This is a genomic window from Bradyrhizobium retamae (assembly GCF_001440415.1).
Lineage (GTDB): Bacteria > Pseudomonadota > Alphaproteobacteria > Rhizobiales > Xanthobacteraceae > Bradyrhizobium > Bradyrhizobium retamae.
This window is the reverse complement of sequence record NZ_LLYA01000160.1, coordinates 60054-82810: the sequence shown is the minus strand read 5'-3', so window position 1 is coordinate 82810 and position 22757 is coordinate 60054. Positions and strand designations below refer to the sequence as shown.

Below are 22757 nucleotides of genomic sequence, written 5' to 3'. Positions count from 1 at the left end.
AAATCGCGCGTTCGATCAGGAAAGGTGGTGGTATCCGATCTTCCAGATATTCCAGCCTTCTACAGTCCATTCTGGTCTTGCATTTTCTCTGCTACGGGATTTTGATCAAGACTAGTGTCGGCAGCGTCGATGCTGCGGCATTGGAGCATTGATGCATGGTCAATGCGCTCGTCATCCGCCGCGATACGCAACTGGCCAAAGCCCAGAAGGCGCTTCGTGCGGCGCAGTATGTTCGAATGTCGACTGATCTTCAGCGCTATTCGATCCAGAACCAGGCGGCCGCCATCGCGGCATACGCTCAGCAACGCAACCTCACCATCGTTCGGACTTACGTCGACGAAGGACGCAGCGGAGTGAGGATCAACGGGCGGGCGGGTCTGATCGAATTGATCGAAGATGTTCAATCAGGAAACGCGGACTTTGATCACGTGCTGGTTTACGACGTCAGCCGGTGGGGACGCTTCCAGGACGTCGATGAGAGCGCGCATTACGAGTTTGTCTGCAAGCGAAGCGGCATCAAGGTCGCCTATTGCGCTGAACAATTCGACAATGACGGAAGCCTTCTGTCGAGCATCGTCAAGAACATCAAGCGTGTGATGGCGGCTGAGTATAGCCGGGAGCTTGGCGTGAAGGTGCACGCCGGTCACTGCCGGATAGCGGGCCTCGGCTATCGCGTTGGTGGCCCGCTCACGTTCGGGCTCTACAGGGAGATGGTCGATGAGAAGCAGCGTTCGAAAGGCAAACTGGCGAAGGGGGAGTGCAAGGCCCTGAAAACGGACCGTGTGCGGCTCCGGTCTGGGCCTGAAGAAGAGGTCGCGGTCGTCAGATGGATGTTTCAGCAATTCGTTGTCGAGCGGAATACATACGTTGAAATTGCACGACAGCTCAATCGAGCGAACATGCCAACTATCATGGGCGTCCTTGGACCGACATCATGATCCAGGCTATTCTCAAGAACGAAAACTATGTCGGCAATCTCGTCTACAACCGCACATCCCGCCGCCTTGGCCAAAAGCTGATAAGAAATCCGCATCACCTTTGGATTCGGAACACAGCGGGGGTTGAACGTATAATTGATCAAGACCTTTTCGCACGTGCCCAAAAACTCATGGCCGAGCGTTACACTGTCATCCCAGAGGACGAGATGTTGCGCCGGCTACGGCTCACGCTCGCTCGCAAAGGAAAGCTTAGCGACAGCATCATCCGCAATGCGGACGGACTTCCGTCTACCCAATGTTACGTCAAGCATTTTGGCTCGATAAGAAAAGCCTATGCGCTCATTGGCTACAAAGCCTCACGCGACTGCGCTTGGTATGATGCGCGACAGCATTGGTCCGATGTTCTCTCAAATCTTGTAGCGCGGGTTGCTGAAGCACTGAGGACCGAGCTTGGCATTCAAGTGAACATGCCAGATGATGGCCCCAGCCTTACACTGAACGGGCGACGAAAGATCCGGTTTCAAGTCGTTCGCCAGCTGGCGAAGAGGGGCGCAAATCAACGCGCGCAATGGCGAGCCCACCGACCGAAGCCAGACGCCGATCTGCTCGTTATCCTGCGATTGAATGCCCCAAACAAGGAGATTCAAGACTATGTGCTCGTGCCCGCGTCGGGCTGTCCGAGGTATCTGACGCTTTCCGATGCCTCTTTGGCCCGTCACAGGGCGGTTCGCGTTGCGACGGTGGATGAGCTGATTGCAGAAGTCAAAGTGAGGATCATATTGTCCACCCATGCCGCGCCAGCCAAGTTAACGCAACAGAACAAGCGAAGGAAACTAAGCCGGCCCAAAACCAAGAACGGCCTCGCGCAGCACTGACGGAGCGTAGATAGAGAATGGCGCCCAATAATTTGCCGTAGTTTCTTCTAAAATCGCCGTTGAGCTTTGAAATCTCGACAAGCTCGGAACATTGCTCGGACACTTTGCAGACCTCCTGGGTTAACCAGGTGCTGCATGATCAACTGATTTGCCGTTTGGGTCAAGTGAACGTTCTGTTTTTCCGAAGTGCTACCTTGAGTGTCCGCAAGTGCTCCGCTGTTCGATCCGAGCGCTGCCCTGTATTCGATCGGCGATGCTCAGGACGGACCTGGTCCTAGCGGTTCAACTGTAATCATTACCCTGCCAAAGCGATCACCCGGCTGAACCGTGTATGTGGCAGAGGTTGCACGGTCTTGCTGCGCTAGCGCCCCAATCGCAGTGATCATCTTCTGAGTGGCTGCCAACGTCGCCGCCGGCAAATACACTTCTGATCGCTTAGCGGCATCCATCAGCGAGTCGTTGTTTAGCTTGAAAGTTACCCGACACGTCACACGATCAAGGTCGCGATCGTACGCAACGGCAACAGAGTTTCCGGCCAAGACAACGTAATTGTGAAGAAGGCTTTTTACCTCCCTCGGATCTGGCTTCTCGATCTTTTTGGCTGGTGGCGGAATATAGGCATTCGAGCCGACCGGCCGTGGCTGCTGTTGGGGCTGCCATGCCGGATCAAGCATTCTATCGAGGAATTTGCCAGCGCTGGTAAGGCCGCCGATCAAAACTCTGACTTCGTCACGCACCTCACTATCCGAGCACCTTGCGTTCGGATCGGCCGGCCAGAACATCCAGTAAGCCAAACCAGCAATTCCGATAGCGGCCATTCCCCCAAACCAATTCTTCTGCATTAGCATGCACCTCCGGCAACTATTCGGCTTTAAAGCCGTGGGCCAATAAAACACAAGCCGATTGGCTAGGTCCATGGACCTGCGCCAGCTTTTTGCAACGAATCTTCGTCGGGTACGGCACAGCCGCCGCATCTCGCAGGAGCAGCTGGCGCACGATGCCGGCATTGATCGAGCCTATGTCAGCCGGGTTGAACGGGCGACCACCTACGTCGGGCTTGAAATCATCGGCAAGCTGGCCGCCGTCTTGGACGTTGAGCCTGCCGAATTCTTCCAAAAGCCCGTAAAACGGACGGCAAAGCGATGATGCCGTCCTGGCTCAACCCCGACCCGCCTTCTTGTCCTTGGCCGTTTTGAAGTTCGAGCGCACAGCGTTGGCGCAGGCTGCGAGCGCTTCATCAAGGCCACCGCCGACAGCAATCGTTTTGATCTGATCCAATTGCTCGACAAGATCATCAAACGTCGTGGCCTTCAGCGTGGCCTTGCCCTTCTCCAGCTCCAGCGGCTGCTTCCCGTAGCGAAGCTGAAAGTAGATTGCACCCGATCCATCGACCCAGAACTGCTCCCGGGAAATTCGCTTTCCCTCGCGAAACAGCCCGATCTTCGTGATCTGCTGGTCGATGTTGGAGCTCAGTTTATTGCGGCGCTGCAAGATGGGGGTATTAGCAGTCGGCTTCTGAACCGAAACGAGTGAGATCGAAGTCTTGGCCATTGTGGGCTCCTATCGGTTGACGATGGAGCGGCCCGTCCCTCGGTTTTGGCGTTTGGGCAACGGCAGTTTGGGTACGAAAATTTACCGAAGCTACCGAAGGCGTTAGGTACGCAAATCTAAATATCTCTGTTCGAACTGACGCATCTGATCGTCGGTTCGCCTTCCCAATTCGCAACGAAACGGAGATATGAATGCCAGCTACGCATGACCTTTGGGGAAATCCGATACCGGAGGACCCGCCACCAGCCCCCCGACGTAAGCCCAAAAAGCAACGCCAATTCGTCAGCCAACTACCGACCGATATATTGGCTTGGTTGATGCAAAACGAGCCGAATACCATCGACGAACTGATGGACCTAAGGTTGGCCTTGTATAGCCGCAACACGCACGGCCGATATCAAATTAGTCATCGTGGCCACACAATGATGGGTGAGGAAAAGTTCATTATTGTTGGCCCAGCCGGCCCATTGCTTATTCTCAGCAACAAGGCTCGCCACTTTCTACTACGTAATCTATGCCGTCTGCGCCGCAGGAAGGGCTGGCCGCCTATCAGCTACCAATGACCATCAGTCAGATAGCCAGCCGTGAACAGCTAGAACGGCTTATCACTTCCATTCAGTTTCAGAATCCCGCAGCTGTAACGCTAACACTGAAGAAGCGTGCAGGGGCACGGATTGCAGACGCGATAGCTGCTTCAGAGAACTTCCGGCACTTCCGCACCAGACTGGAAAGCAGGGTGCTTGGTCGCAGCGCGCGGCGTCATAACCGCCGTCTGCCTCTCATTGCCGTCTTAGAGGAAAGTGCCGACCATCGGCTTCACTACCACTGCAAAATTGACCGGCCATATCATTGCTCGTTTGAACGGTTCAGTGCAATCATTCGCGATCAGTGGCCAAAAACCGATTTCGGCTATTATCAGATCGATATTCAGGACCAGTCTGACAGCGGCTGGACCGATTACATTCTCAAGCAGCGGCAGAAACGTTCGCTGCTCGACTCTATAGATTGGGCCAACTGCCACCTCTGATCGCCGAGCGAAAAGCTTCCTTCAGGCAACCAATCGTTTTGTGTGCGTGCAGAAGGCGTCTCGATGTGGAGACGCTTTAATAGCTAACTGCCATCCAATAGAAACAATGTCCAAGCGAATGCAGGTTAAAATCGATGCGGCCCGCCAGGACGGCTTACGTGGTGCCAAAGAAGAATTCGCGACTGCAGGTCCGGCACAGTCCTGAGGGACCAACCGCGGCTAAATTCGTTGTTCTGGCATTGACTGCAAGAGAATAGTGCTATCAAAGCGGCCTAATCAAAGGAGATAGCAAGTGGCAAAGAAGACGAAGAACAGGCCAGCCCGGAAGCCATATACAGCGTCGGATATCAAGATGCTCAAGGGGCACTCAAAGGCACGCACGCCAGTATCAAAGGTATCGAGGATGATGAAGCGTTCGGAAGGATCGCTGCGACAGAAGGCATTGTCGCTCGGGATCGGACTCGGGCATCAGCGCTGACGGCGCTAAACTTATCTGCGGCCATGGAGGCGCGCCAAGCGCATTCGGGGCTTAACGTACGATCTTCACGGTGACCTTGCCCAATTCCACGATAATCGACTCGAAGTTCAGCACAGAAAAGTTAGCAGCGCTCTTTGGATCAACAGCCTTGATCACCATCACGTCAGTCTGCTTGCAGTCGGGGCAACTACCCTTCTCTCGGACAAATTCTGATGTCGTGGCAAGAGCAGCGGTAATCTGATTAGCGTGCGCCCGCACACTCAGACCTATACCTCTAACGATGCATAGGTCGCAAACAACCGCAGGCCTTCGCTTCGTGATGAAATCATTCACCTCTTGGGCAACAAGCTTCTTTGACATAGTTCCCCGCAAATCTAATCTTCAAGCCCGTATTCTGGCCGGGTCAACCACCGCAAAGGGGGGTCAACGAAATCACGAGGCTGCTCGAATACCCGCTTGATTTCAGAGCTTGGCTGCAACGCAGGTTCAATTCGGCCAACCCCCGGGATTGTTATACCGCGATAGAACCCATCACCCCGGGTATGCAGACGAACATGCGGACGCCGTCGAGGCTTGATCGTTACCAATGCACTATGCGTCGCACAGAGCCGGTCGGACCTTACGTCTGGAAAGAAATCGTTCAGCTTTCCGATCGCAGCCAAGACGCTATCCGTCGCTGGGACGCTATTCACTGCAAAGACTTGCTTGCTGCCGTTCTCGACGTTTGACCGACTACACTTAACGCCACAGGCAGTGAGCACATCGGCAAACTGTTGAGCGGTCCGGATAACCGGATTTGCCCGAAGTCCCAGTACATCCTGATGCCAGCCGACACACAAAGCCTTTCGTAAGCGATTCACGTCACCCGACCGCTTCCTCAAGTAGCTTCGGTCCTGTTCGGATAGCTGCATACTGGAATCGACATACACGGAAAACGAGTCGAAATCGCCAACAGACTTGATACAGTGCGGGTCCGAATCGAGATACGTTTCGAAAAGCTCGCGCACAGCAACAAACTGGTCAACGGTCTCCCATGGGACCGTTGAAAACGCGCAATGCTTGTAGTCCTCATGGTCAAACAGGATGTCAGGCTTCCGCTTCCAGTCGTATTCCATGTTGACGCGACGGCTAACCTCTTTCGAAACAAGATCGGAATCGAATTCCACTATATCGCGGATGCCAGTCAGGCTCTCGAAGGTCAGCCTGTCATCCGGCTTTCTCGCAAGGAACATCCTCACGATCTCTGTGTTACGCAGTTCTGGCGTATCGAATTTATCATCCAGTCGAAGGCCTCCCTTTGCGAGGACGATGTTCATTGGACGCTCGACCGGACCCTCGGCCAAGGTTGCTTGACCACGCGTCCTCCAACCAAGGGGGCAACGTACATGATGCTTGATCTCCAGAATGGTCGCCTCATCCGTCAACAGCTCGCGCGCTTCTCCGAAGGTCTTTGCTGTGGGACCAAGGATGGCAGCATCGATCTCGGTCTTCGTGGCATTGGTCAGAAATCCATCGGTCGTGCAGCTAAACACGCAAACGCGGGCTGGCAGAGCGTTCAGGATTTCGCCGATAACCGCACGGACGAACGAAGTAATATACGCCGCGAAATAGGGGTTCGTGATCTTACTCGGCGGGAGGGGAACCATGTCCATAGCTCGACTGTCATAGACACGTTTCTCGCGGAGTCCCTGTGCCGTCTTCCCATACGTCGAATTGCTGAGCTCCTTCCAAAACAGATCATCGAGCGATTTCTTCGGATGCTTTCGTCGCTCGGTAATGCAATGCTTTATGTAACTCGCAAAAACAGGCTCACGGTTGTCCGATGCGATAACGACGCCATGCTTGATAGCCAGCTTTGCGCCAAGCGAGTGCGCCAGAGCAATCTCGGGAGCAGCACAAAACGACTGACCCTTGCTCGGGAATACGAGCCCGTTATCGGTCCTGACGGGGAGCGACGGAAATCGAACGGTGTCAGGGAATTCGAAATCGACCAACGCATACCCGAGCGTCTGGATGCCAAAATCTTCGACAGCGAGCGTGTGCTTGAAGTTATTCCAGTCCGGCGTTCCGATCAGTGCCATACCAGTCGCGTAAGCGCTCGATAGATCGAAGTCCGTCCAATCGTCACTGAATGCAGGTCCGAACCAATACTGCTCGTTCCTGCCACCATGATAGCTTTCCGTGGCTAGCGTTTCGTACAGCGCATAATTGAGTTGGGCGACCTCCCGGTCTTTCGTCTGATAGTGGCCACGGCGCTTGTTCCAGCGCTTCTCCTTGACGTCTTCTCGACCGAGAATAGCTTTTACATCCCTTGCGTCATCGCTCCACTTCTTCAACAGCAAATCAACACCGATTGCGGTCAGCGTGACTGGCAACTGAGACTTTCCGAGGTGCTGGTTACACAAACGGATGATCCTCTCGGCGTATTCCGCACAGATCACAGCGTCCTGTATCGCGTACCGACGAAATAGTGGCCAGTCTCGCGATTGCAGGTCATCCATCCGGCTTTTGATCTCACGCTCTTTGGTAGGATCATTGCTCAGTAAAACTTTCGGAATGCCAAGAATCTCACCGAGAGCGGCGAGCGATTGAGAGCCAGCAGGTGCGAGAAGGAACGTATCTCTCAACAAAACACAGAGTTCGACTTCACCGTTCTCCGTGCTGACAGCAAAATCGAAGCTGGCATCCGTTGATACGAACGAACTGCGGACGGCAACGGCTATCTTCTTTATGCTATCGAAATCACTGAACGCCGGGAGGTCTGCTTTGGTGTAGTGGCCAACCAAATAAATCGAACGCGGTAGCAAGATGTCGCTGGGGCTCTCTGGTCGTGACGCGAGAGCGAAGACGATTAATTCTCCCATCGAGATGCGTTCCCCGTCAGGGGGAACGGTGATTCCAGACCAGGCTTCTCCGGATGGGAGGTGGCAATGGAATTGATACGATAGGACCCGGTACTTCGCTCGACCCTCACGAATATCGTCGCGGCTGGAGGGCGATTGGGGTGTGACATATTCGGTGTCGAAACCGATGATTACATAATCTGTCACCCCCGAAACTCTCTTCTCCGGCTTCGGTTGAAACCTGCTTGCGTCGATAGAGAACGTGCAGGCCTGCGAAGAAACTTCCGGCGGCGTCAGATTGAGCGTCACAGAACCCGAGATCGATTTGGGGTCCTTGGAGGTACTTTTTTGCATTCCGGGTAACGATGTCACGCTTCAGTAAATGTATTCCCTCTTCTCCCATAGCAGACATTTACTGAGGTTGAGGTCGGGATCGATGTCGGGGCTCAAGCTTCAGTATAAGTGTGACCTCTTCTCCCATACGGGACATTTACTGAGCTCGCTTTCGGGACCAGGCCGCATCGTTGGCGACTCGGCCAATATCCCCGGCCAATGGTCACAGCGATGCCGTTGGGGTTAATGCTCCTTACCATTGCGATTGTGGGGTTGCCCGACAAGGCGGTGTCGGAGGCGCGCGAGCGGGTGCGCTCGGCGCTGATCGCCTCGGGGCTGGCCTTGCCGGCGCGGCGGATCATCGTCAATCTCGCGCCGGCCGATCTGCCGAAGGAAGGCAGTCATTACGATCTGCCGATCGCGCTCGGCCTGATGGCGGCGATCGGCGCGATCCCGCCGGATGCGCTCAACGGCTTCACCGTGCTGGGCGAACTCGGGCTCGATGGCTCGATTGCAGCCGTTGCCGGCGTGTTGCCGGCAGCGATCGGCGCGAACGCGCGCGAGGAGGGGCTGATCTGTCCCGCGGCGTGCGGCTCCGAAGCGGCCTGGGCAAGCCCGGACATCCAGATCATCGCGGCCAAATCGCTGATCCAGATCGCCAACCATTTTAAAGGCACACAGGTGCTGTCGCGGCCGCAGCCGAAAGTGCATGAGCCGGAAGCGACGCATCTGGACTTACGCGACATCAAGGGCCAGGAGAGCGCGAAACACGCGCTGGAGATCGCCGCGGCCGGCGGGCATCATTTGCTGATGATCGGCTCGCCCGGTGCGGGCAAGTCGATGCTGGCGGCGCGGCTGCCTTCGATCCTGCCGCCGCTATCTCCATCCGAACTTTTGGAAGTGTCGATGATCGCCTCCGTCGCCGGCGAAATCCGCGACGGCGCGCTGACCGCGCGGCGGCCGTTCCGCGCACCGCATCATTCCGCCAGCATGGCTGCGCTGACCGGCGGCGGCCTGCGCGCAAAACCCGGCGAGATTTCGCTGGCGCACCAGGGCGTGCTGTTCCTTGACGAACTACCCGAATTCGATCCGCGCGTGCTCGACTCGCTGCGCCAGCCGCTGGAGAACGGCGAGGTCTCGGTGTCCCGCGCCAACCACCGTGTCACCTACCCGGCGCGCTTCATGCTGGTCGCGGCGATGAACCCCTGCCGCTGCGGCCAGGCCTATGATCCCGGTTATTCCTGCAGGCGCGCACCGGTCGACCGCTGCACCGCGGATTACCAGATGCGCATCTCCGGCCCGCTGATGGATCGCATCGACCTGCGCATCGAGGTGCCGGCGGTCACCGCCGCCGATCTGATACTTCCTCCGCCAAGCGAAGGCTCTGCCGAAGTCGCCGCGCGTGTCGCCGCTGCCCGCAATATCCAGCTCGCACGCTACGCCGCAGCCGGCATGCCGCACATCCGCACCAATGCCGAAGCACCGGCTTCGCTGCTGGAAACGATCGCGCAGCCGGATGCACAAGGCCAAAAGCTTTTACGCGACGCCGCCGAAACCATGAAGCTGACTGCGCGCGGCTACCACCGCGTACTGCGCGTCGCGCGCACGCTCGCCGACCTCGATCGCGCGGAAAAGATCGGCCGGCTGCATCTGGCGGAGGCGCTATCGTATCGTGCGCTGGCGGAGGATTTGCGAAGGGCGGCGTAGTGCATCGCGCGATCCCTGCTCGGCACGAGGGATGCCGAAAGCGCATAAAGTAATTCAATCATTTATCATTCTTCGTTTGATCCTGATCAATGAGTGACCCCTGGCACGCAATCATGCTGCCAGCGGGCGCGGTGGCGCATCCGGCAATGGAGCGGAACGGCGTCGCCTTCGTCCGACGGCGACGGGATGGCAGAAATAGCTGGGCACAACGGGAACGTGTGGCCGGCTCGCTGGTTGTTCGATCCCGGGGCGGCAGGTCATTACATGGTCGACACGTCAGCGAAACATGATGCGCAGCCCGGCAAGGCACCCGAAACCGGTCGGCGTGCTGAGCTGTTCGTATTCGCCGTCATCGCCGCCTTCATCTGGCCAGTGGTCGCCGTCGGCGTGGTCGGCGGATACGGCTTTCTCGTCTGGATGTCGCAGATCATCCTGGGTCCGCCCGGCCCTCCGGGGGCATGAGATTGCCATGAAAACCCAAGGAAAAGCCCCAGGACCTTCACGCCGGGCACTCTTTCGCGGTCAACTTCTCTCCAAACCGATCGCCGTGATCGGCGATGGCTGCCTCGCCGAAGCCGGCATCGTCTGCCGATCCTGCGGCGATGCCTGTCCTGCTTCAGCCATTCGTTTCCGACCCCGAATTGGATTGCCGTCTCAGGCCATCGTCAGTGAAGCCGCCTGCACCGGTTGCGGCGAATGCGTCGGCGCCTGTCCGGGCGACGCTGTCACGCTAGGCGCCGCGCGTCACGAGGCTGCCTCGTGACCGGGAAAGCCACCATTCACATCTCGAGCGCGGTTGTATCCGTACTGCCGGAACGCCGGGATGAGGTGTTGGGCAGGCTCGCTGCTCTGCCTGGCGTCGAGGTCCATCAACGCGACGCCTCGAAGATCGTCATCGTGATGGAAGCGCCCGATAGCGGAATCCTCGGAAGCCGCCTCGCCGAAATCGCCTGCTGGCAGGGCGTGCTGTCCGCCAACATGGTGTTCGAGCAGATCGATGACCTCGTCGAGATCGGAGACTAGTCACATGTCACTCTCGCGACGTGAACTATTGAAGGCACAGGCTGCCGCCGTCGCGGCTGCGGCGGCTGGCATCACCGTTCCAGCGATAGCGCAACCGGTGGCGGGCGGCATCGGGTCGCTGCAGATCAAATGGTCGAAAGCCCCGTGTCGCTTCTGCGGCACCGGATGCGGGGTCATGGTCGGCGTCAAGGGCGGCAAGGTCGTGGCCACCCATGGCGACACGCTCGCCGAGGTCAATCGCGGGCTGAACTGCATCAAGGGGTATTTCCTCTCCAAGATCATGTATGGCGGCGACCGCCTGACCACGCCGCTGCTGCGCAAGAAAGGCGGCGTGTTCGACAAGAACGGCGAACTGACGCCGGTGACCTGGGACGAGGCCTTCGACGTGATGGCCGCGCGCGCGAAGACAGTGCTGAAGGAGAAAGGCCCGACAGCGCTCGGCATGCTCGGCTCGGGGCAGTGGACGGCCTTTGAAGGATATGCCGCCACCAAGTTGATGCGGGCCGGCTTTCGCTCGAACAACCTTGATCCGAACGCCCGCCACTGCATGGCATCGGCGGCATACGCCTTCATGCGCACTTCGGCATGGACGAACCGATGGGCTGCTACGATGATTTCGAGGCGGCAGACGCGTTCGTGCTGTGGGGCTCGAACATGGCCGAGATGCACCCGATTCTCTGGACGCGGCTCACCGACCGGCGATTGAGCCATCCGCATGTGAAGGTGGCGGTTCTCTCGACCTTCACCCACCGCAGTTCGGATCTCGCCGACATCCCGATCGTGTTCAAGCCGGGCACCGATCTCGCCATCCTGAACTACATCGCCAATCACATCATCTCGACGGGACGGGTCAACCAGGATTTCGTCAAGAACCACACGGCCTTCGTGAAAGGCGCGATCGATATCGGCTACGGGTTGCGCGCGGATCATCCGCTCGAAATCAAAGCCAACGGCGCGGCGGACCCCGGCGCCACCCAGCCGATCGACTTTGACGCCTACGCAGCCTTCGTGAAGGGTTACACGCTCGACAAGGTATCGGAGCTTGCGGGAGTCGAACGCGGCTTCCTGCAGGAGCTCGCCGAGCTCTATGCCGATCCGAAGCGCAAGGTGATGTCGCTCTGGACGATGGGATTCAACCAGCATGTTCGCGGCGTATGGGCCAATCAGCTCGTCTACAATCTGCATCTGCTGACGGGAAAGATCTCCGAGCCCGGCAATTCGCCATTCTCACTGACGGGGCAGCCATCCGCCTGCGGCACGGCGCGCGAGGTCGGCACGTTCGCGCATCGTTTGCCTGCTGACATGACCGTCACCAATCCGGAGCACCGTAAGCACACAGAGGAAATCTGGCGCGTCCCGCACGGCATCATTCCGGACAAGGCGGGTTACCACGCGGTCGAACACGACCGGATGCTGCGCGACGGCAAGCTGAATTTCTACTGGATCCAGGTGAACAACAACCTGCAGGCCGCCCCGAACTGCTCGCGCGAGACCTATCCCGGTTACCGGAATCCGGACAACTTCATCGTCGTCTCCGACGCCTATCCGACCGTCACCGCGATGGCCGCCGATCTCGTTCTTCCCGCCGCCATGTGGGTCGAAAAGGAAGGCATGTATGGCAACGCCGAACGCCGCACCCACGTGTGGCGGCAGCTCGTCAATGCTCCCGGAGAGGCACGCTCCGACCTCTGGCAGATCATGGAGTTTTCGAAGCGCTTCACCACAGACGAGGTGTGGCCGCTGCAGATCCTGGCCGACAACCCCAATTACCGCGGCAAGACACTGTTCGACGCGTTGTTCCGGAACGGCAAGGTCGACAAGTTCGCAACCACCGAAATCCCCCCCGAGTACAAAAACAGCGAGGCCAAGGCATTCGGATTCTACGTGCAGAAAGGTCTGTTCGAGGAATACGCCGAATTCGGTCGCGGTCATGGACACGACCTCGCGCCCTTCGACGCCTATCACGAAGTACGGGGATTGCGATGGCCCGTCGTCAACGGCAAGGAAACCAAGTGGCGCTATCGGGAGGGCCTCGATCCCTACGTCAAGCCGGGCAAGGGAGTCGATTTCTACGGCCAGCCAGACGGGCGCGCCCGAATCATCGCGGTGCCCTACGAGCCGCCCGCGGAATCTCCCGACAAGGAATACGATGTCTGGCTTGTTACGGGCCGCGTGCTCGAACATTGGCACTCGGGGTCCATGACAATGCGGGTGCCGGAGCTCTACAAGGCGTTTCCCGGTGCACGGGTATTCATGCATCCGCAGGACGCGCGCTCCCGAGGCCTCAATCAGGGCGCCGAGGTCCGGGTAGTTTCGCGGCGCGGCGAAATCCGCACCCGGGTGGATACCAAGGGACGCAACCGGATGCCGCGCGGCGTCGTGTTCGTTCCCTGGTTCGACGCCAGCCAACTCATCAACAAGGCGACGCTCGACGCAACCGATCCCATTTCCAAGCAGGCGGACTTCAAGAAATGCGCGGTCAAGATCATCCCGGTCTGAAGAGATTTCGCTTGCCGCTGGCGGGCGCGCTGCTCGGCGGCATGCTGGTGTTCGTCTGCGGTGCAATCTACGCGCAGAACGCGCCCCAGATCGTGCCGCGGGTTACCGGAGCCGCAGCGCCGATGGGAGATGTGCGGACACCGCCCTTGGCGCGGCCGATCGTCGATGACAAGCGGCTGATGCGCAACTATCCGGAGCAGCCGCCAATCATCCCGCACTCCATCGAAAACTATCAGCTCACGCTCAAGACCAATCGTTGCCTAGACTGTCACCGCCGACAGTATACTGAAGGCTCGGGTGCGCCGATGATCAGCGTCACCCACTTCATGGACCGCGACGGACAGGTTCTCGCCGACGTCACGCCGCGGCGATATTTCTGCACGGCATGCCATGTCCAGCAGACAGATGCACGGCCGCTCGTTCCCAACGCGTTCAAGGATATGCTTCTCGTCGGTTCCGAGAACAAGTGAGAACCGTCGATGCCGCGGATCAAGGAACTGCTGATATGGTTCTGGCGCATCGCCAGCCGCCCAAGCGCGCATTTGAGCCTCGGGTTTCTTGCGCTCGGAGGCTTCGTGTGCGGCGTGTTGTTTTGGGGTGCCTTCAACACCGCGCTCGAAATCACCAACACCGAGAAGTTCTGCACCTCCTGCCACGAAATGCGCGCCAACGTGTTCGAGGAATTGCAGGGCACCCCGCATTTCTCGAACCGCTCGGGAGTCCGCGCGACGTGCCCCGACTGCCACGTCCCGCACAACTGGACCGACAAGATCGCCCGCAAGATGCAGGCTTCGAAGGAGGTCTGGGGCAAGATCTTCGGCACCATCGACACCAGGCAGAAGTTTTTGGATCACCGGCTCGAACTCGCCAAGCACGAATGGGCGAGACTGAAGGCAAATGATTCCCTGGAATGTCGCAACTGCCATTCGGCCGTCGCCATGGATTTCACCAAGCAGACGCGGCGAGCTGCCGACATCCACGGCAAGTTTCTCGTCACCGGCGAGAAGACCTGTATCGATTGCCATAAAGGCATCGCGCACGAATTGCCCGACATGACGGGTATTGAGCCGGGCTGGCGAGCGCCACCGGAGTTGAGGGATCGTCAGAGTTTTCGCGGCAATCCGCGGGACGAACTTGCACGGTACCTCGCCGTCACCGCAGCCGAACAAGAACGCGCGGCCGAGCACAGCCTGCGTGATAAGCTCGTCATCGCTGAGCGGCGCCGGCCGACTGATTTGCCGCGCGCACAAGCGGAATTTCAATTGCACGTCTGCGACCAATTGGCACGCCGAGGCTGGGCAAGAATGCTGCACTAAGCCAGCGAAGGTTGTTGCCATCGACGGATAGCGGAGGCGGGCGTGAAGTAGGCCAAAAAACCTCTGTAGCGCGAGCTGGAGGCCACCCATAACTGGCCCAGAGGCCGATTGGCGCGACAGAAGCACCTTGGCCACGCACGCAACGAAGCGCTCGAAGCCGAGGATGTTGAGGACACGGGTGAAGTTGTAGCAGAGCGCCATCAGGCTCCATTCGCCGCGCACCTTATCGAAGCCGCGAACGAGGAAGTGGCGGTATCCGGCGCGGCACTTGATCGTGCCGAAGGGGTGCTCGGCGATGGCGAGCCTGCGGTGAGATGCGATGGACGCGGACGGCGCAAGACGTAGATGCCTGAAGCGTACGGCGAAGTCGTGTGGTCCTGATGTCGCGGTGCTGGCATTAAGTCCTTAAGAAGCGAAGCTTCTCGGGGGGCGACGGTGGCAAAAGAGCCGTTCGCCGGGAGAGCTCGAAGTAAGCCGTAAAGCCATTGCGCAGGGAAGGCCGGGATGCTCCCGCTGTACCTGTATGCTCGTGTGCGCTTTTGCTGTGCGCATTGGCACACGAGACCGCGGGTGCAGCCAGCACCCGGTCTTCCCTGCGCCCTTGAATGGAGAGGGCGGGAAGTGAAGAGCAAACCTCGGGCGAGATGCGTCGCGGGAATGCCGCCTCATATTCAGTTGTCATCGTCCGCCAACGGTCGCGCGAATGCGCGCCCGATGACAGGCTCAGGCGGACGATCCAGTATCCCAGAGACGCCTGTGATAGAACCGAGAAGCCGCGGCGTACTGGATCCCCCGCTGGAGCCTGTCATCGGCTCGCCGAAGCCGAGACCCGGCGGCGGGGGACGACAGTGGTGTGTACGGCGCACATAGTCACCGCTGGCGCACGAAATCCCCTCGCCTCACGGAGGCCGCCGCCACAGAAAACAACCCACGTCAACGCGGCGGTAACTAGTTTCCTTTACGCTCTGCCAACCATCCGTCCCGTTTCGCGGACTTGTGGTGAGCGAGTAGCGTGTCATGTTGCGTTTGAAGATTCTGGCCTCGGTGATTCCGCTGGCAATTGTCGCCCTGTTCGCGCGCGGCGAGTTTTTGGCCGGTCCGCGGCCCTGCATCGAACTATCAGGCACCTCCGTCCAGATCGCCGCGCTCGCCTGGCAGGCGCACCGGCACGTCAGCTTCACCAGCGATCCCGGCCGCGCGACGGTGCGGGTCCAGATTTCCGACAATGCGGAGGCGGCCGACTTCACCGTGATCGACGATATCGACACGGCCGAAGACGGCGCCTGCGCGAGCAGTGCGCCGCCGCTTCTGGTTGCGATCTCCCGCAATCCCTCAGGCTCCGATCCCGTGATCTATCTTTCCAGGGATGGACCGGCCGAGCACCGCATCTTCGTGTCCTCGAAGAGCTTTTCGCTGCTCGATGCCGCCGCCCTGATCGTCGGCGCTCGTGGCGAGCGCCACCGCATCGAAGCGGCGTCGCTCTAGGTTTGGAGCATGGTCTTTTCGGAAATCCGGTTCCCACTTTGCGCGAACGCGGCCCTCCGGGTCCGGACCATGCTCGGTTAACATTTCATTCACTCTGTTCTCATCGCGGCCGTCATGCGCTGGGAGCCTCAAGCACTTTGCAACATCGGCGGCGCATCGTCTCTCCGCGAGAGGCGGCGAAGCAGGCCGGTTCAATTCAAGCAGCAAGCTTAGGGTCATTGGCGATGGGACGGACTTTCCGGATCAAACTTCGCTTTCGTCGCTTCGGCCGCCGTCATCCCTGGCTTACCTTCGCGCTGCGCTCCTTCATGATCTTCTCGGTCGTGTTCGGCGGAGCCTTTGGCTTCATCGCCGGAGCCAAGGCGGAAAACTCCGGCTATGACCCGCACTCTTTTGCGATCGGCGCCGCCTTCCTGTTCGCGATCGCCTGCGTCGCGCTCGCCACCTTCAGCGTCCGGCTTCGCCTGCTGCGCAAGAAGATGCGCAAGGTCGCGCTGCATAATGAAGCGTTGGCCGACCGGAACTGGGAATTGCAGGAGGCCGAGCAACGTACCCGCCGGCTGTTCGAATCGCAGGGCGATCTGATCGTTCTGCGCGACGGCGAGGGTCGCATCACCTACGCCAACGACGCCTATTGCGAGCTGGCGCAAATGCCGCGCGACGCACTGATCGGCAGCCGCTTCGCGTTTACCGTTCTCGAGCAGGGCGACACCGCGCTCGAACCGGGCGGCACCCGCGTTCACGACCAGCGGATCGAGGGACCGCTGGGCCCGCGCTGGATCGCATGGCGCGAAGGGTTCGTCCGCAACGACGCCGGAGAGCGAGCGGAAATGCAAAGCGTCGGCCGCGACGTTACCGATCGCACCGAGAGCGAACGCGCGCTGACCGAGGCCCGCGACCAGGCGGACGCGGCAAGCCGCGCCAAGTCGCGCTTCCTCGCGATGGCGAGTCACGAGATCCGCACGCCGCTCAACGGCATCATCGGCATGAGCGGCCTGTTGATGGATACGCCGCTGACGCCGGAACAGGCGACCTATGTCAAGGCGGTGAAGACCTCCGGCGACGCGCTGCTCTCGCTGATCGAGGAACTGCTGGATTATTCCAAGATCGAGGCCGGCAAGATCGACCTCGAACATCGTCCGTTCGCCTTGTCGGGCCTGATCGAGGACATCACCGAATTGCTCGCGCCACGCGCGGAGGCCAAGAAGATCGAGGTGGCCGCCTATGTCGACGAGCGGCTGCCGACGCACGTGATCGGCGATGCAGCTCGCTTGAGGCAGGTGCTGCTCAATCTCGCCGGCAATGCGATAAAATTCACCTCCACCGGCGGTGTCGCCCTGATCGTGGAGCCCGGCATCTGGCCCAATGAAATCAGTTTCCTGGTGCGCGATACCGGCATCGGCATTGCCCCCGACGCACGCGAGCGGATCTTTCGCGAGTTCGAGCAGGCCGACGACAAGATCGCCCGCAGCTACGGCGGCACCGGTCTCGGCTTGAGCATCTCCGACCGTATCGTCAAGCGCATGGGCGGCCGCATCGCGCTGGAAAGCACGCCGGGCACGGGTTCGACATTCGAAGTGTCGCTCCCCCTTGCCGCCGCGGGCGGCGAACAAATCTCCTTTGCGGCGCCGGATCTTTCTGGCCACTCGATTATGCTGGTGTCGCCCGCGAGCATCGAGGCCTCGCTGACCGCGCGGCGGCTGCAGCGCTGGGGCGGGCAGACCTGCATGGTATCAGACGCCAACGTCGCAGAGGCCCTGCTGCCCGAGCGCGCCTGGCACGCCGTGCTGATCGATCACGCGCTGGGGCTCGCCGAAATCGAACGGCTCGGCGAAGCCGCGCGCCTTCATGCCACCCAGCGCATCGTGATGTTTACGCCGGCGACGCGGCACGAAATGCAACCATCCGCCACGTCCGCCCTCACCGGCTATCTGGTCAAACCGCTGCGCGCGGCCTCGCTCGCGGCGCGCATGACGGCCGCGCCGGAAGTGGCCGCGCCGAGCCTGGATCCGGCCATCGACCCGAGCGAGACGACGGCCGCGCCATCGGCCAAGGGTCTGTCGATCCTGGTCGCCGAGGACAACCAGATCAATGCGCTGTTGATCCGATCGCTGCTCGGCCGGCTCGGCCATCACGCCGTCATCACCACCGACGGCCCCGAGGCGCTGGAGTCCTGGCTCTCGGCGAAATCCGCGGGCAGCCCCTACGATCTAGTCCTGATGGACATCCAGATGCCGCAGCTCAACGGCATCGAGACGACCAAGCGGATTCGTATCCTCGAATCCGGCGAGCCGGGTAGCCGGACGCCGATCCTCGCGCTCACCGCCAACACGCTGGTGGAAGATCGCTACGCCTGCTTCGAAGCCGGCATGGACGGATTCTTGATCAAGCCGCTCGACCGCGAAAAACTCGCCGAGGCGCTCGCCGGGCTGATCGCGTCACAGCACATTGCGGCGTGAGGTCGAAACAGAACTTGTAGGGTGGCAAAGCGAAGCGTGCCCACCATTCAGCAGTCGGGGATAGCATGGTGGGCACGGCGCAGCGCGCTTTTGCCCACCCTACGACACTACAGCCGCCGCAGCGCCACCGTCTCCACGAGATGATCGGCGCGTTTTTTCAGGATCAGCGTCGCGCGCGGACGGGTCGGCAAAATATTGTCCTCGAGATTGGCGAGGTTGGTGCGCTCCCAGATCGCGATCGCGGTCGCGGTCGCCTCCTCGTCGGAGAGCACCGCGTATCGATGGAAGTACGATTTGGGATCGTGGAACGCGGTGTCCCTGAGCGCGAGGAAGCGCCGCACATACCATTCGCGCAGCACCGGCTCCTCGGCGTCGATATACACGGAGAAATCGAAGAAGTCGGACACCACGGGCACCGCCTTGCCGTCGCGCGGCAGTCGGCCGGTCTGCAGCACGTTGACGCCCTCGACGATCAGGATGTCGGGAAGGTCGACCTCGATCCACTCGTTCGGCACGATGTCGTAGACCAGATGCGAGTAGACCGGCGCGCGCACCGGCCGGCGGCCGGCTTTGATGTCGGAAAGAAACGCCAGCAGCATCGGCAGATCGTAGCTCTCGGGAAAGCCCTTCTTCTGCATCAGCCCCTGCCGCTCGAGCACGGCATTGGGATACAGGAAGCCGTCGGTCGTCACCAGGTCGACCTTTGGACGGGGCGACCAGCGCGCCAGCAGCGCCTGCAGCACACGCGCAGTGGTCGATTTGCCGACCGCGACCGACCCGGCGACTCCGATGATGTAGGGCACCTTGCGATCGCGGATACCGAGGAACTGGCGCTGCGCCCGATAGAGCCGATCGGTCGCATCGACATAGATCGACAACAGTCGCGATAGCGGCAGGTAGATGTCCTCGACCTCCTGCAGGTCAAGGCGGTCATGCATCGAGCGCAGCCGCTCGAATTCGCCCGGCTCCAGCGTCATCGGCGTGTCGTCGCGCAACCGTGCCCACTGTTCGCGCGTGAAGATACGGTAGGGATTGTATTGCTGTTCCGGGGTGCGGATATCCATGAGCTGCCCTCTCGGCTAGTCGCGCTTGCGCGACGCCTTCTCCTCAAGCCCGGACATCGATGTCCGCTGCGCCAGCGCGGCTTCGACCTCCTCCAGCTTCACGCCCCGCGACTTCAACAACACCAGCAGATGAAACAGCAGGTCAGCGCTTTCGGCAATCAGGTGGCTGCGGTCGTTCTCGACCGCCGCGATCACGGTCTCGACCGCTTCCTCGCCCAGCTTCTTGGCGCAGTGCTCCGCCCCCCTGTCGAGCAATTTGCGGGTGTAGGACGCCTCTCCTCCCGATGCGGCCCGTGCATCGATGGTGGCGGCCAGATCATGGATCGTGAAACGCGACATCAACCGAACTCAACGCTCGCGCCCGACCAAAGGCCGGGTCGCCGTCCCGGGATGGACTTAGCACTTTTGTGACAGGGAGTCGTCAGGGATCGAGCCGCATCGGCAGCCCGGCGCGCACCATATGCTCCTTGGCTTGGCGTATGGTAAATTCGCCGAAGTGGAATATCGAGGCCGCCAGCACCGCGGTGGCGTGGCCCTGGCGGATGCCGTCGACGAGGTGGTCGAGATTGCCGACGCCGCCGGAGGCGATGACCGGTACGGGAACACTGTCGGCGATGGCCTGCGTCAGCGGCAGGTCGAAGCCTTGGCGGGTGCCGTCGCGATCCATCGAGGTCAACAGGATCTCGCCGGCGCCGAGCGAGACAACTTCCTGCGCGTATTCGATGGCGTCGATCCCGGTGGAGTTGCGCCCGCCATGGGTAAAAATCTCCCAGCGGTCCGAGCCGCCGCCGCGCTTGACCCGCTTGGCGTCGATCGCGACCACGATGCACTGCTCGCCGAATTTTTCCGCCGCCTGCTTGACGAATTCACGCTTGGAGACGGCGGCCGAATTGATCGAGACCTTGTCGGCGCCGAAGCGCAGCAGCGTCTTGATATCCTCGATGGTGCGCACCCCGCCGCCGACCGTCAGCGGCATGAAACAGGCTTCCGCCGTGCGCCGGACAACATCCAGCATGGTGCCGCGGTTTTCGTGGGTGGCGGTGATGTCGAGGAAGCACAATTCGTCGGCACCGGCCGCGTCATATGCAACCGCCGCCTCGACAGGATCGCCCGCGTCGCGCAGGTCGACGAAATTGACGCCCTTGACCACGCGGCCGTCCTTGACGTCGAGACAGGGAATGACGCGGACCTTGAACATCGCAAAAACTCCTAGGCCGCCGCGCGCGCGTTGCGGATCAGCGTCAAAGCGGCGGCGGGATCCAGCCGCCCATCATAGAGCGCGCGGCCGGCAATGGCGCCGGCAAGCTTTTTGGCGCCCGGCTCGAGCAGCGCCTTGACGTCCTCGATGGAGGCAAACCCGCCGGATGCGATCACGGGAATGGAAATGCGTTCTGCGAGCGCAATCGTGGCATCGAGGTTTAGGCCCTTCAACAGGCCGTCGCGCGCGATATCGGTGAAAATGATGGCGGCGACACCGGCATCCTCGAAGCGTTGCGCGATTTCGAGCGCGGTCACCTGCGAGGTCTCGGCCCAGCCTTCCACCGCAACCCTGCCGTCGCGCGCGTCGAGTCCGACCGCAACGCGGCCGGGGAATTTTCTCGCCGCGCCCCTCACCAGCTCCGGATCGCGCACCGCCGCCGTGCCGATGATGACCCGCGCGATGCCCTTGTCGAGCCAGGCTTCCACGGTCTTGAGATCGCGGATGCCGCCGCCAAGCTGCACCGGCATGGTGACCGCTTTGAGCATCGCCTCGACTGCCAGCGCGTTCATCGGCCTGCCGGCAAAGGCACCGTCGAGATCGACGACGTGGAGATATTCAAACCCTTGCTCGGCAAAGGCGCGAGCCTGCGCCGCGGGATCGAGGTTGAACACGGTCGCACGCGCCATGTCGCCCTGCTCGAGGCGCACGCATTGGCCGTTTTTCAGATCGACGGCAGGAAAGAGGATCACGGCTTCCACTTCAAAAAGTTCGAGATCAGGGCCAGACCGAAACGCTGACTCTTCTCGGGGTGAAACTGCGTGCCGATGGCGGTGTCCTTACCGACGATCGCGGTCACCGGCCCGCCGTATTCGGCACGCGCCAGCACATCGGCTTCATTGGAGGCATTGAGGTGATAGGAGTGCACGAAATAGGCATGGCGGCCTTTCGGCCCGAGCGGCAACCGCTCCAGCACCGGATGCTCGCGGACCAGGTCGAGCGTGTTCCAGCCCATGTGCGGAATTTTCAAATTTTCCTCGCGCGGGGAAATCTTCTCGACGTCGCCCTCGATCCAGTTGAAGCCGTCGGTCGTGACGTGTTCCTTGCCGCGCGTCGCCATCAACTGCATGCCGACGCAAATGCCGAAGAACGGCCGCGCCTTGGCGCGAACCGCTTCGGTCATCGCTTCCAGCATGCCGTCCACGGCGTCGAGACCACGGCGGCAATCGGCGAAGGCACCGACGCCCGGCAGTACGATGCGATCGGCGCGGTATACGGCGTCCGGATCGCGCGTCACTATGACCTTCTGCGGATCTTCCATGCTCCGCGAGGCGCGCTCAAAGGCCTTTGCCGCCGAGTGAAGATTGCCCGAGCCGTAATCGACGATCGCAACGGTCATCGTGGCCCTCCCGGCTCCGGAAACAAGCCGATGATTCCGCCTTGCGGCAAGGGCGGCGGCGGTTTGGAGAACGACTGGCCCGGAATGTTGCGGGTCGGCGGCGGTGCGCCGCGATCGACCGACCGTTGGTCGTTGATCAGCCCGCGCTGCCGGCCGGTCCAGCGTTCGAAGAACCGGTGTTCGGCAGCTTCCTCGTCGTCGGCAACGACGATATCGAGCTGGCGCCATTTGCGCCGCGACAGCGTCCAGCGCCGCAGACTGGCCGCTTCGAGGCCCATCAGGATGGCGAGCAGGACATCAACAGCGAAGATCGTGCCGCGGCTGGCGCCCAGCGCCGACATCCCGAACTGCACGGCTGTCATCAGAACAATCCAGCCGATCAGCGCCAGCCACAGCCGATGCCACAATAGCCAGATCACGCTCGCGACCGCAGCCCAGAAATGGAAGCCGTCACGGACAAACACGAACTTGTCGGTCGCCGGAAGATCGGCGCCATTGGCTACGGGAGCATGCACTGTGTAGACCGGCATCGAATCTCTCCGCCGCGAACGAAGATGAGAAT

At 60.5% G+C, this 22757-nt stretch carries 23 protein-coding genes and 2 pseudogenes; 15 read left to right on the top strand and 10 right to left on the bottom strand.

Annotated features, from left to right (window positions below; all coding sequences use genetic code 11):
- The first annotated feature begins 155 nt into the window (after nucleotides 1-155).
- Both CQ13_RS22130 and CQ13_RS22125 read left to right on the top strand, forming a co-directional pair.
- Nucleotides 156-938, top strand: a complete 783-nt coding sequence (locus CQ13_RS22130; RefSeq protein ID WP_057844954.1) for a recombinase family protein — start codon at nucleotides 156-158, stop codon at nucleotides 936-938.
- Nucleotides 935-1813, top strand: a complete 879-nt coding sequence (locus CQ13_RS22125; RefSeq protein ID WP_057844953.1) for a recombinase family protein — start codon at nucleotides 935-937, stop codon at nucleotides 1811-1813. The genes CQ13_RS22130 and CQ13_RS22125 overlap by 4 nt, the downstream gene beginning before the upstream one ends.
- A 257-nt stretch (nucleotides 1814-2070) precedes the next feature.
- Here the strand turns inward: CQ13_RS22125 and CQ13_RS22120 are convergent, their stop codons facing one another.
- On the bottom strand, nucleotides 2071-2655 hold the full coding sequence (locus tag CQ13_RS22120; protein ID WP_156433800.1) for a hypothetical protein: 585 nt from the start codon (nucleotides 2653-2655) through the stop codon (nucleotides 2071-2073).
- A gap of 73 nt (nucleotides 2656-2728) precedes the next feature.
- On the opposite strand from CQ13_RS22120, the gene CQ13_RS22115 reads away from it, so the two are divergent.
- Nucleotides 2729-2959 (top strand): helix-turn-helix domain-containing protein, encoded by a 231-nt coding sequence (locus tag CQ13_RS22115; RefSeq protein ID WP_057844951.1) that lies wholly within the window; start codon nucleotides 2729-2731, stop codon nucleotides 2957-2959.
- Between the two features lie 12 nt (nucleotides 2960-2971).
- Here CQ13_RS22115 and CQ13_RS22110 read toward each other — a convergent pair whose 3' ends face one another.
- Entirely contained in the window at nucleotides 2972-3364 is a 393-nt protein-coding gene (locus CQ13_RS22110; RefSeq protein ID WP_057844950.1) for a hypothetical protein, read from the bottom strand.
- Between the two features lie 559 nt (nucleotides 3365-3923).
- Between CQ13_RS22110 and CQ13_RS22105 the strand changes: the two genes are divergently transcribed.
- On the top strand, nucleotides 3924-4391 hold the full coding sequence (locus CQ13_RS22105) for a hypothetical protein (RefSeq protein ID WP_156433799.1): 468 nt from the start codon (nucleotides 3924-3926) through the stop codon (nucleotides 4389-4391).
- Between the two features lie 292 nt (nucleotides 4392-4683).
- Nucleotides 4684-4869 (top strand): hypothetical protein, encoded by a 186-nt coding sequence (locus CQ13_RS45780; protein WP_082637576.1) that lies wholly within the window; start codon nucleotides 4684-4686, stop codon nucleotides 4867-4869.
- 51 nt (nucleotides 4870-4920) lie between these two features.
- Here CQ13_RS45780 and CQ13_RS22100 read toward each other — a convergent pair whose 3' ends face one another.
- A complete protein-coding gene (locus tag CQ13_RS22100) occupies nucleotides 4921-5229 on the bottom strand; it encodes a hypothetical protein (protein WP_057844948.1) in 309 nt (102 codons plus the stop codon).
- A 14-nt stretch (nucleotides 5230-5243) separates the two neighbouring features.
- A complete protein-coding gene (locus CQ13_RS22095) occupies nucleotides 5244-8066 on the bottom strand; it encodes a DNA polymerase (protein ID WP_057844947.1) in 2823 nt (940 codons plus the stop codon).
- 198 nt (nucleotides 8067-8264) lie between these two features.
- Here CQ13_RS22095 and CQ13_RS22090 point away from each other — a divergent pair, with 198 nt between their 5' ends.
- The 10 genes and pseudogenes from CQ13_RS22090 (at nucleotide 8265) to CQ13_RS22045 (ending at nucleotide 18534) form a co-directional block, all read left to right on the top strand.
- Nucleotides 8265-9752, top strand: a complete 1488-nt coding sequence (locus tag CQ13_RS22090; protein WP_057844946.1) for a YifB family Mg chelatase-like AAA ATPase — start codon at nucleotides 8265-8267, stop codon at nucleotides 9750-9752.
- 264 nt (nucleotides 9753-10016) lie between these two features.
- Nucleotides 10017-10214: a periplasmic nitrate reductase, NapE protein gene (gene napE / locus CQ13_RS22085; RefSeq protein ID WP_057844945.1), complete on the top strand. Its 198-nt coding sequence runs from the start codon at nucleotides 10017-10019 to the stop codon at nucleotides 10212-10214.
- A 7-nt stretch (nucleotides 10215-10221) separates the two neighbouring features.
- Nucleotides 10222-10515: a 4Fe-4S dicluster domain-containing protein gene (locus CQ13_RS22080; RefSeq protein ID WP_082637575.1), complete on the top strand. Its 294-nt coding sequence runs from the start codon at nucleotides 10222-10224 to the stop codon at nucleotides 10513-10515.
- On the top strand, nucleotides 10512-10775 hold the full coding sequence (locus CQ13_RS22075; protein ID WP_057844943.1) for a chaperone NapD: 264 nt from the start codon (nucleotides 10512-10514) through the stop codon (nucleotides 10773-10775). Before CQ13_RS22080 ends, CQ13_RS22075 begins: the two co-directional genes overlap by 4 nt.
- A gap of 4 nt (nucleotides 10776-10779) precedes the next feature.
- A pseudogene (napA, locus tag CQ13_RS22070) lies at nucleotides 10780-13274 on the top strand (periplasmic nitrate reductase subunit alpha).
- Nucleotides 13247-13744, top strand: a complete 498-nt coding sequence (locus CQ13_RS22065) for a nitrate reductase cytochrome c-type subunit (protein ID WP_057844942.1) — start codon at nucleotides 13247-13249, stop codon at nucleotides 13742-13744. Before napA ends, CQ13_RS22065 begins: the two are co-directional and overlap by 28 nt.
- A 9-nt stretch (nucleotides 13745-13753) precedes the next feature.
- A pseudogene (locus CQ13_RS22060) lies at nucleotides 13754-14422 on the top strand (cytochrome c3 family protein); the annotation flags it as partial.
- A 276-nt stretch (nucleotides 14423-14698) separates the two neighbouring features.
- Entirely contained in the window at nucleotides 14699-14935 is a 237-nt protein-coding gene (locus CQ13_RS47585) for a hypothetical protein (RefSeq protein WP_057844941.1), read from the top strand.
- Nucleotides 14936-15607: 672 nt separating this feature from the next.
- Nucleotides 15608-16075: a hypothetical protein gene (locus CQ13_RS22050; RefSeq protein ID WP_057844940.1), complete on the top strand. Its 468-nt coding sequence runs from the start codon at nucleotides 15608-15610 to the stop codon at nucleotides 16073-16075.
- A 224-nt stretch (nucleotides 16076-16299) separates the two neighbouring features.
- Entirely contained in the window at nucleotides 16300-18534 is a 2235-nt protein-coding gene (locus tag CQ13_RS22045; RefSeq protein ID WP_057844939.1) for a PAS domain-containing hybrid sensor histidine kinase/response regulator, read from the top strand.
- A 107-nt stretch (nucleotides 18535-18641) separates the two neighbouring features.
- Here the strand turns inward: CQ13_RS22045 and coaA are convergent, their stop codons facing one another.
- The 6 genes from coaA to CQ13_RS22015 form a co-directional block, all read right to left on the bottom strand.
- Complete coding sequence (coaA, locus tag CQ13_RS22040; RefSeq protein WP_057844938.1) at nucleotides 18642-19598, bottom strand: type I pantothenate kinase; 957 nt, start codon at nucleotides 19596-19598, stop codon at nucleotides 18642-18644.
- Between the two features lie 15 nt (nucleotides 19599-19613).
- Nucleotides 19614-19937, bottom strand: a complete 324-nt coding sequence (locus tag CQ13_RS22035; protein WP_057844937.1) for a phosphoribosyl-ATP diphosphatase — start codon at nucleotides 19935-19937, stop codon at nucleotides 19614-19616.
- A gap of 82 nt (nucleotides 19938-20019) precedes the next feature.
- Nucleotides 20020-20796 carry an imidazole glycerol phosphate synthase subunit HisF gene (hisF, locus tag CQ13_RS22030; protein WP_057844936.1) on the bottom strand — a complete coding sequence of 259 codons (777 nt, stop codon included), beginning with the start codon at nucleotides 20794-20796 and terminating at the stop codon, nucleotides 20020-20022.
- A gap of 11 nt (nucleotides 20797-20807) precedes the next feature.
- The gene (hisA, locus tag CQ13_RS22025; protein WP_197427390.1) at nucleotides 20808-21557 is read right to left on the bottom strand and encodes a 1-(5-phosphoribosyl)-5-[(5-phosphoribosylamino)methylideneamino]imidazole-4-carboxamide isomerase; all 750 of its coding nucleotides are present in this window, start codon (nucleotides 21555-21557) and stop codon (nucleotides 20808-20810) included.
- The gene (hisH, locus tag CQ13_RS22020) at nucleotides 21545-22195 is read right to left on the bottom strand and encodes an imidazole glycerol phosphate synthase subunit HisH (RefSeq protein ID WP_057844935.1); all 651 of its coding nucleotides are present in this window, start codon (nucleotides 22193-22195) and stop codon (nucleotides 21545-21547) included. The genes hisA and hisH overlap by 13 nt, the downstream gene beginning before the upstream one ends.
- Nucleotides 22192-22725: a DUF2628 domain-containing protein gene (locus CQ13_RS22015; protein ID WP_057844934.1), complete on the bottom strand. Its 534-nt coding sequence runs from the start codon at nucleotides 22723-22725 to the stop codon at nucleotides 22192-22194. Before CQ13_RS22015 ends, hisH begins: the two co-directional genes overlap by 4 nt.
- Between the last annotated feature and the right edge of the window lie 32 nt (nucleotides 22726-22757).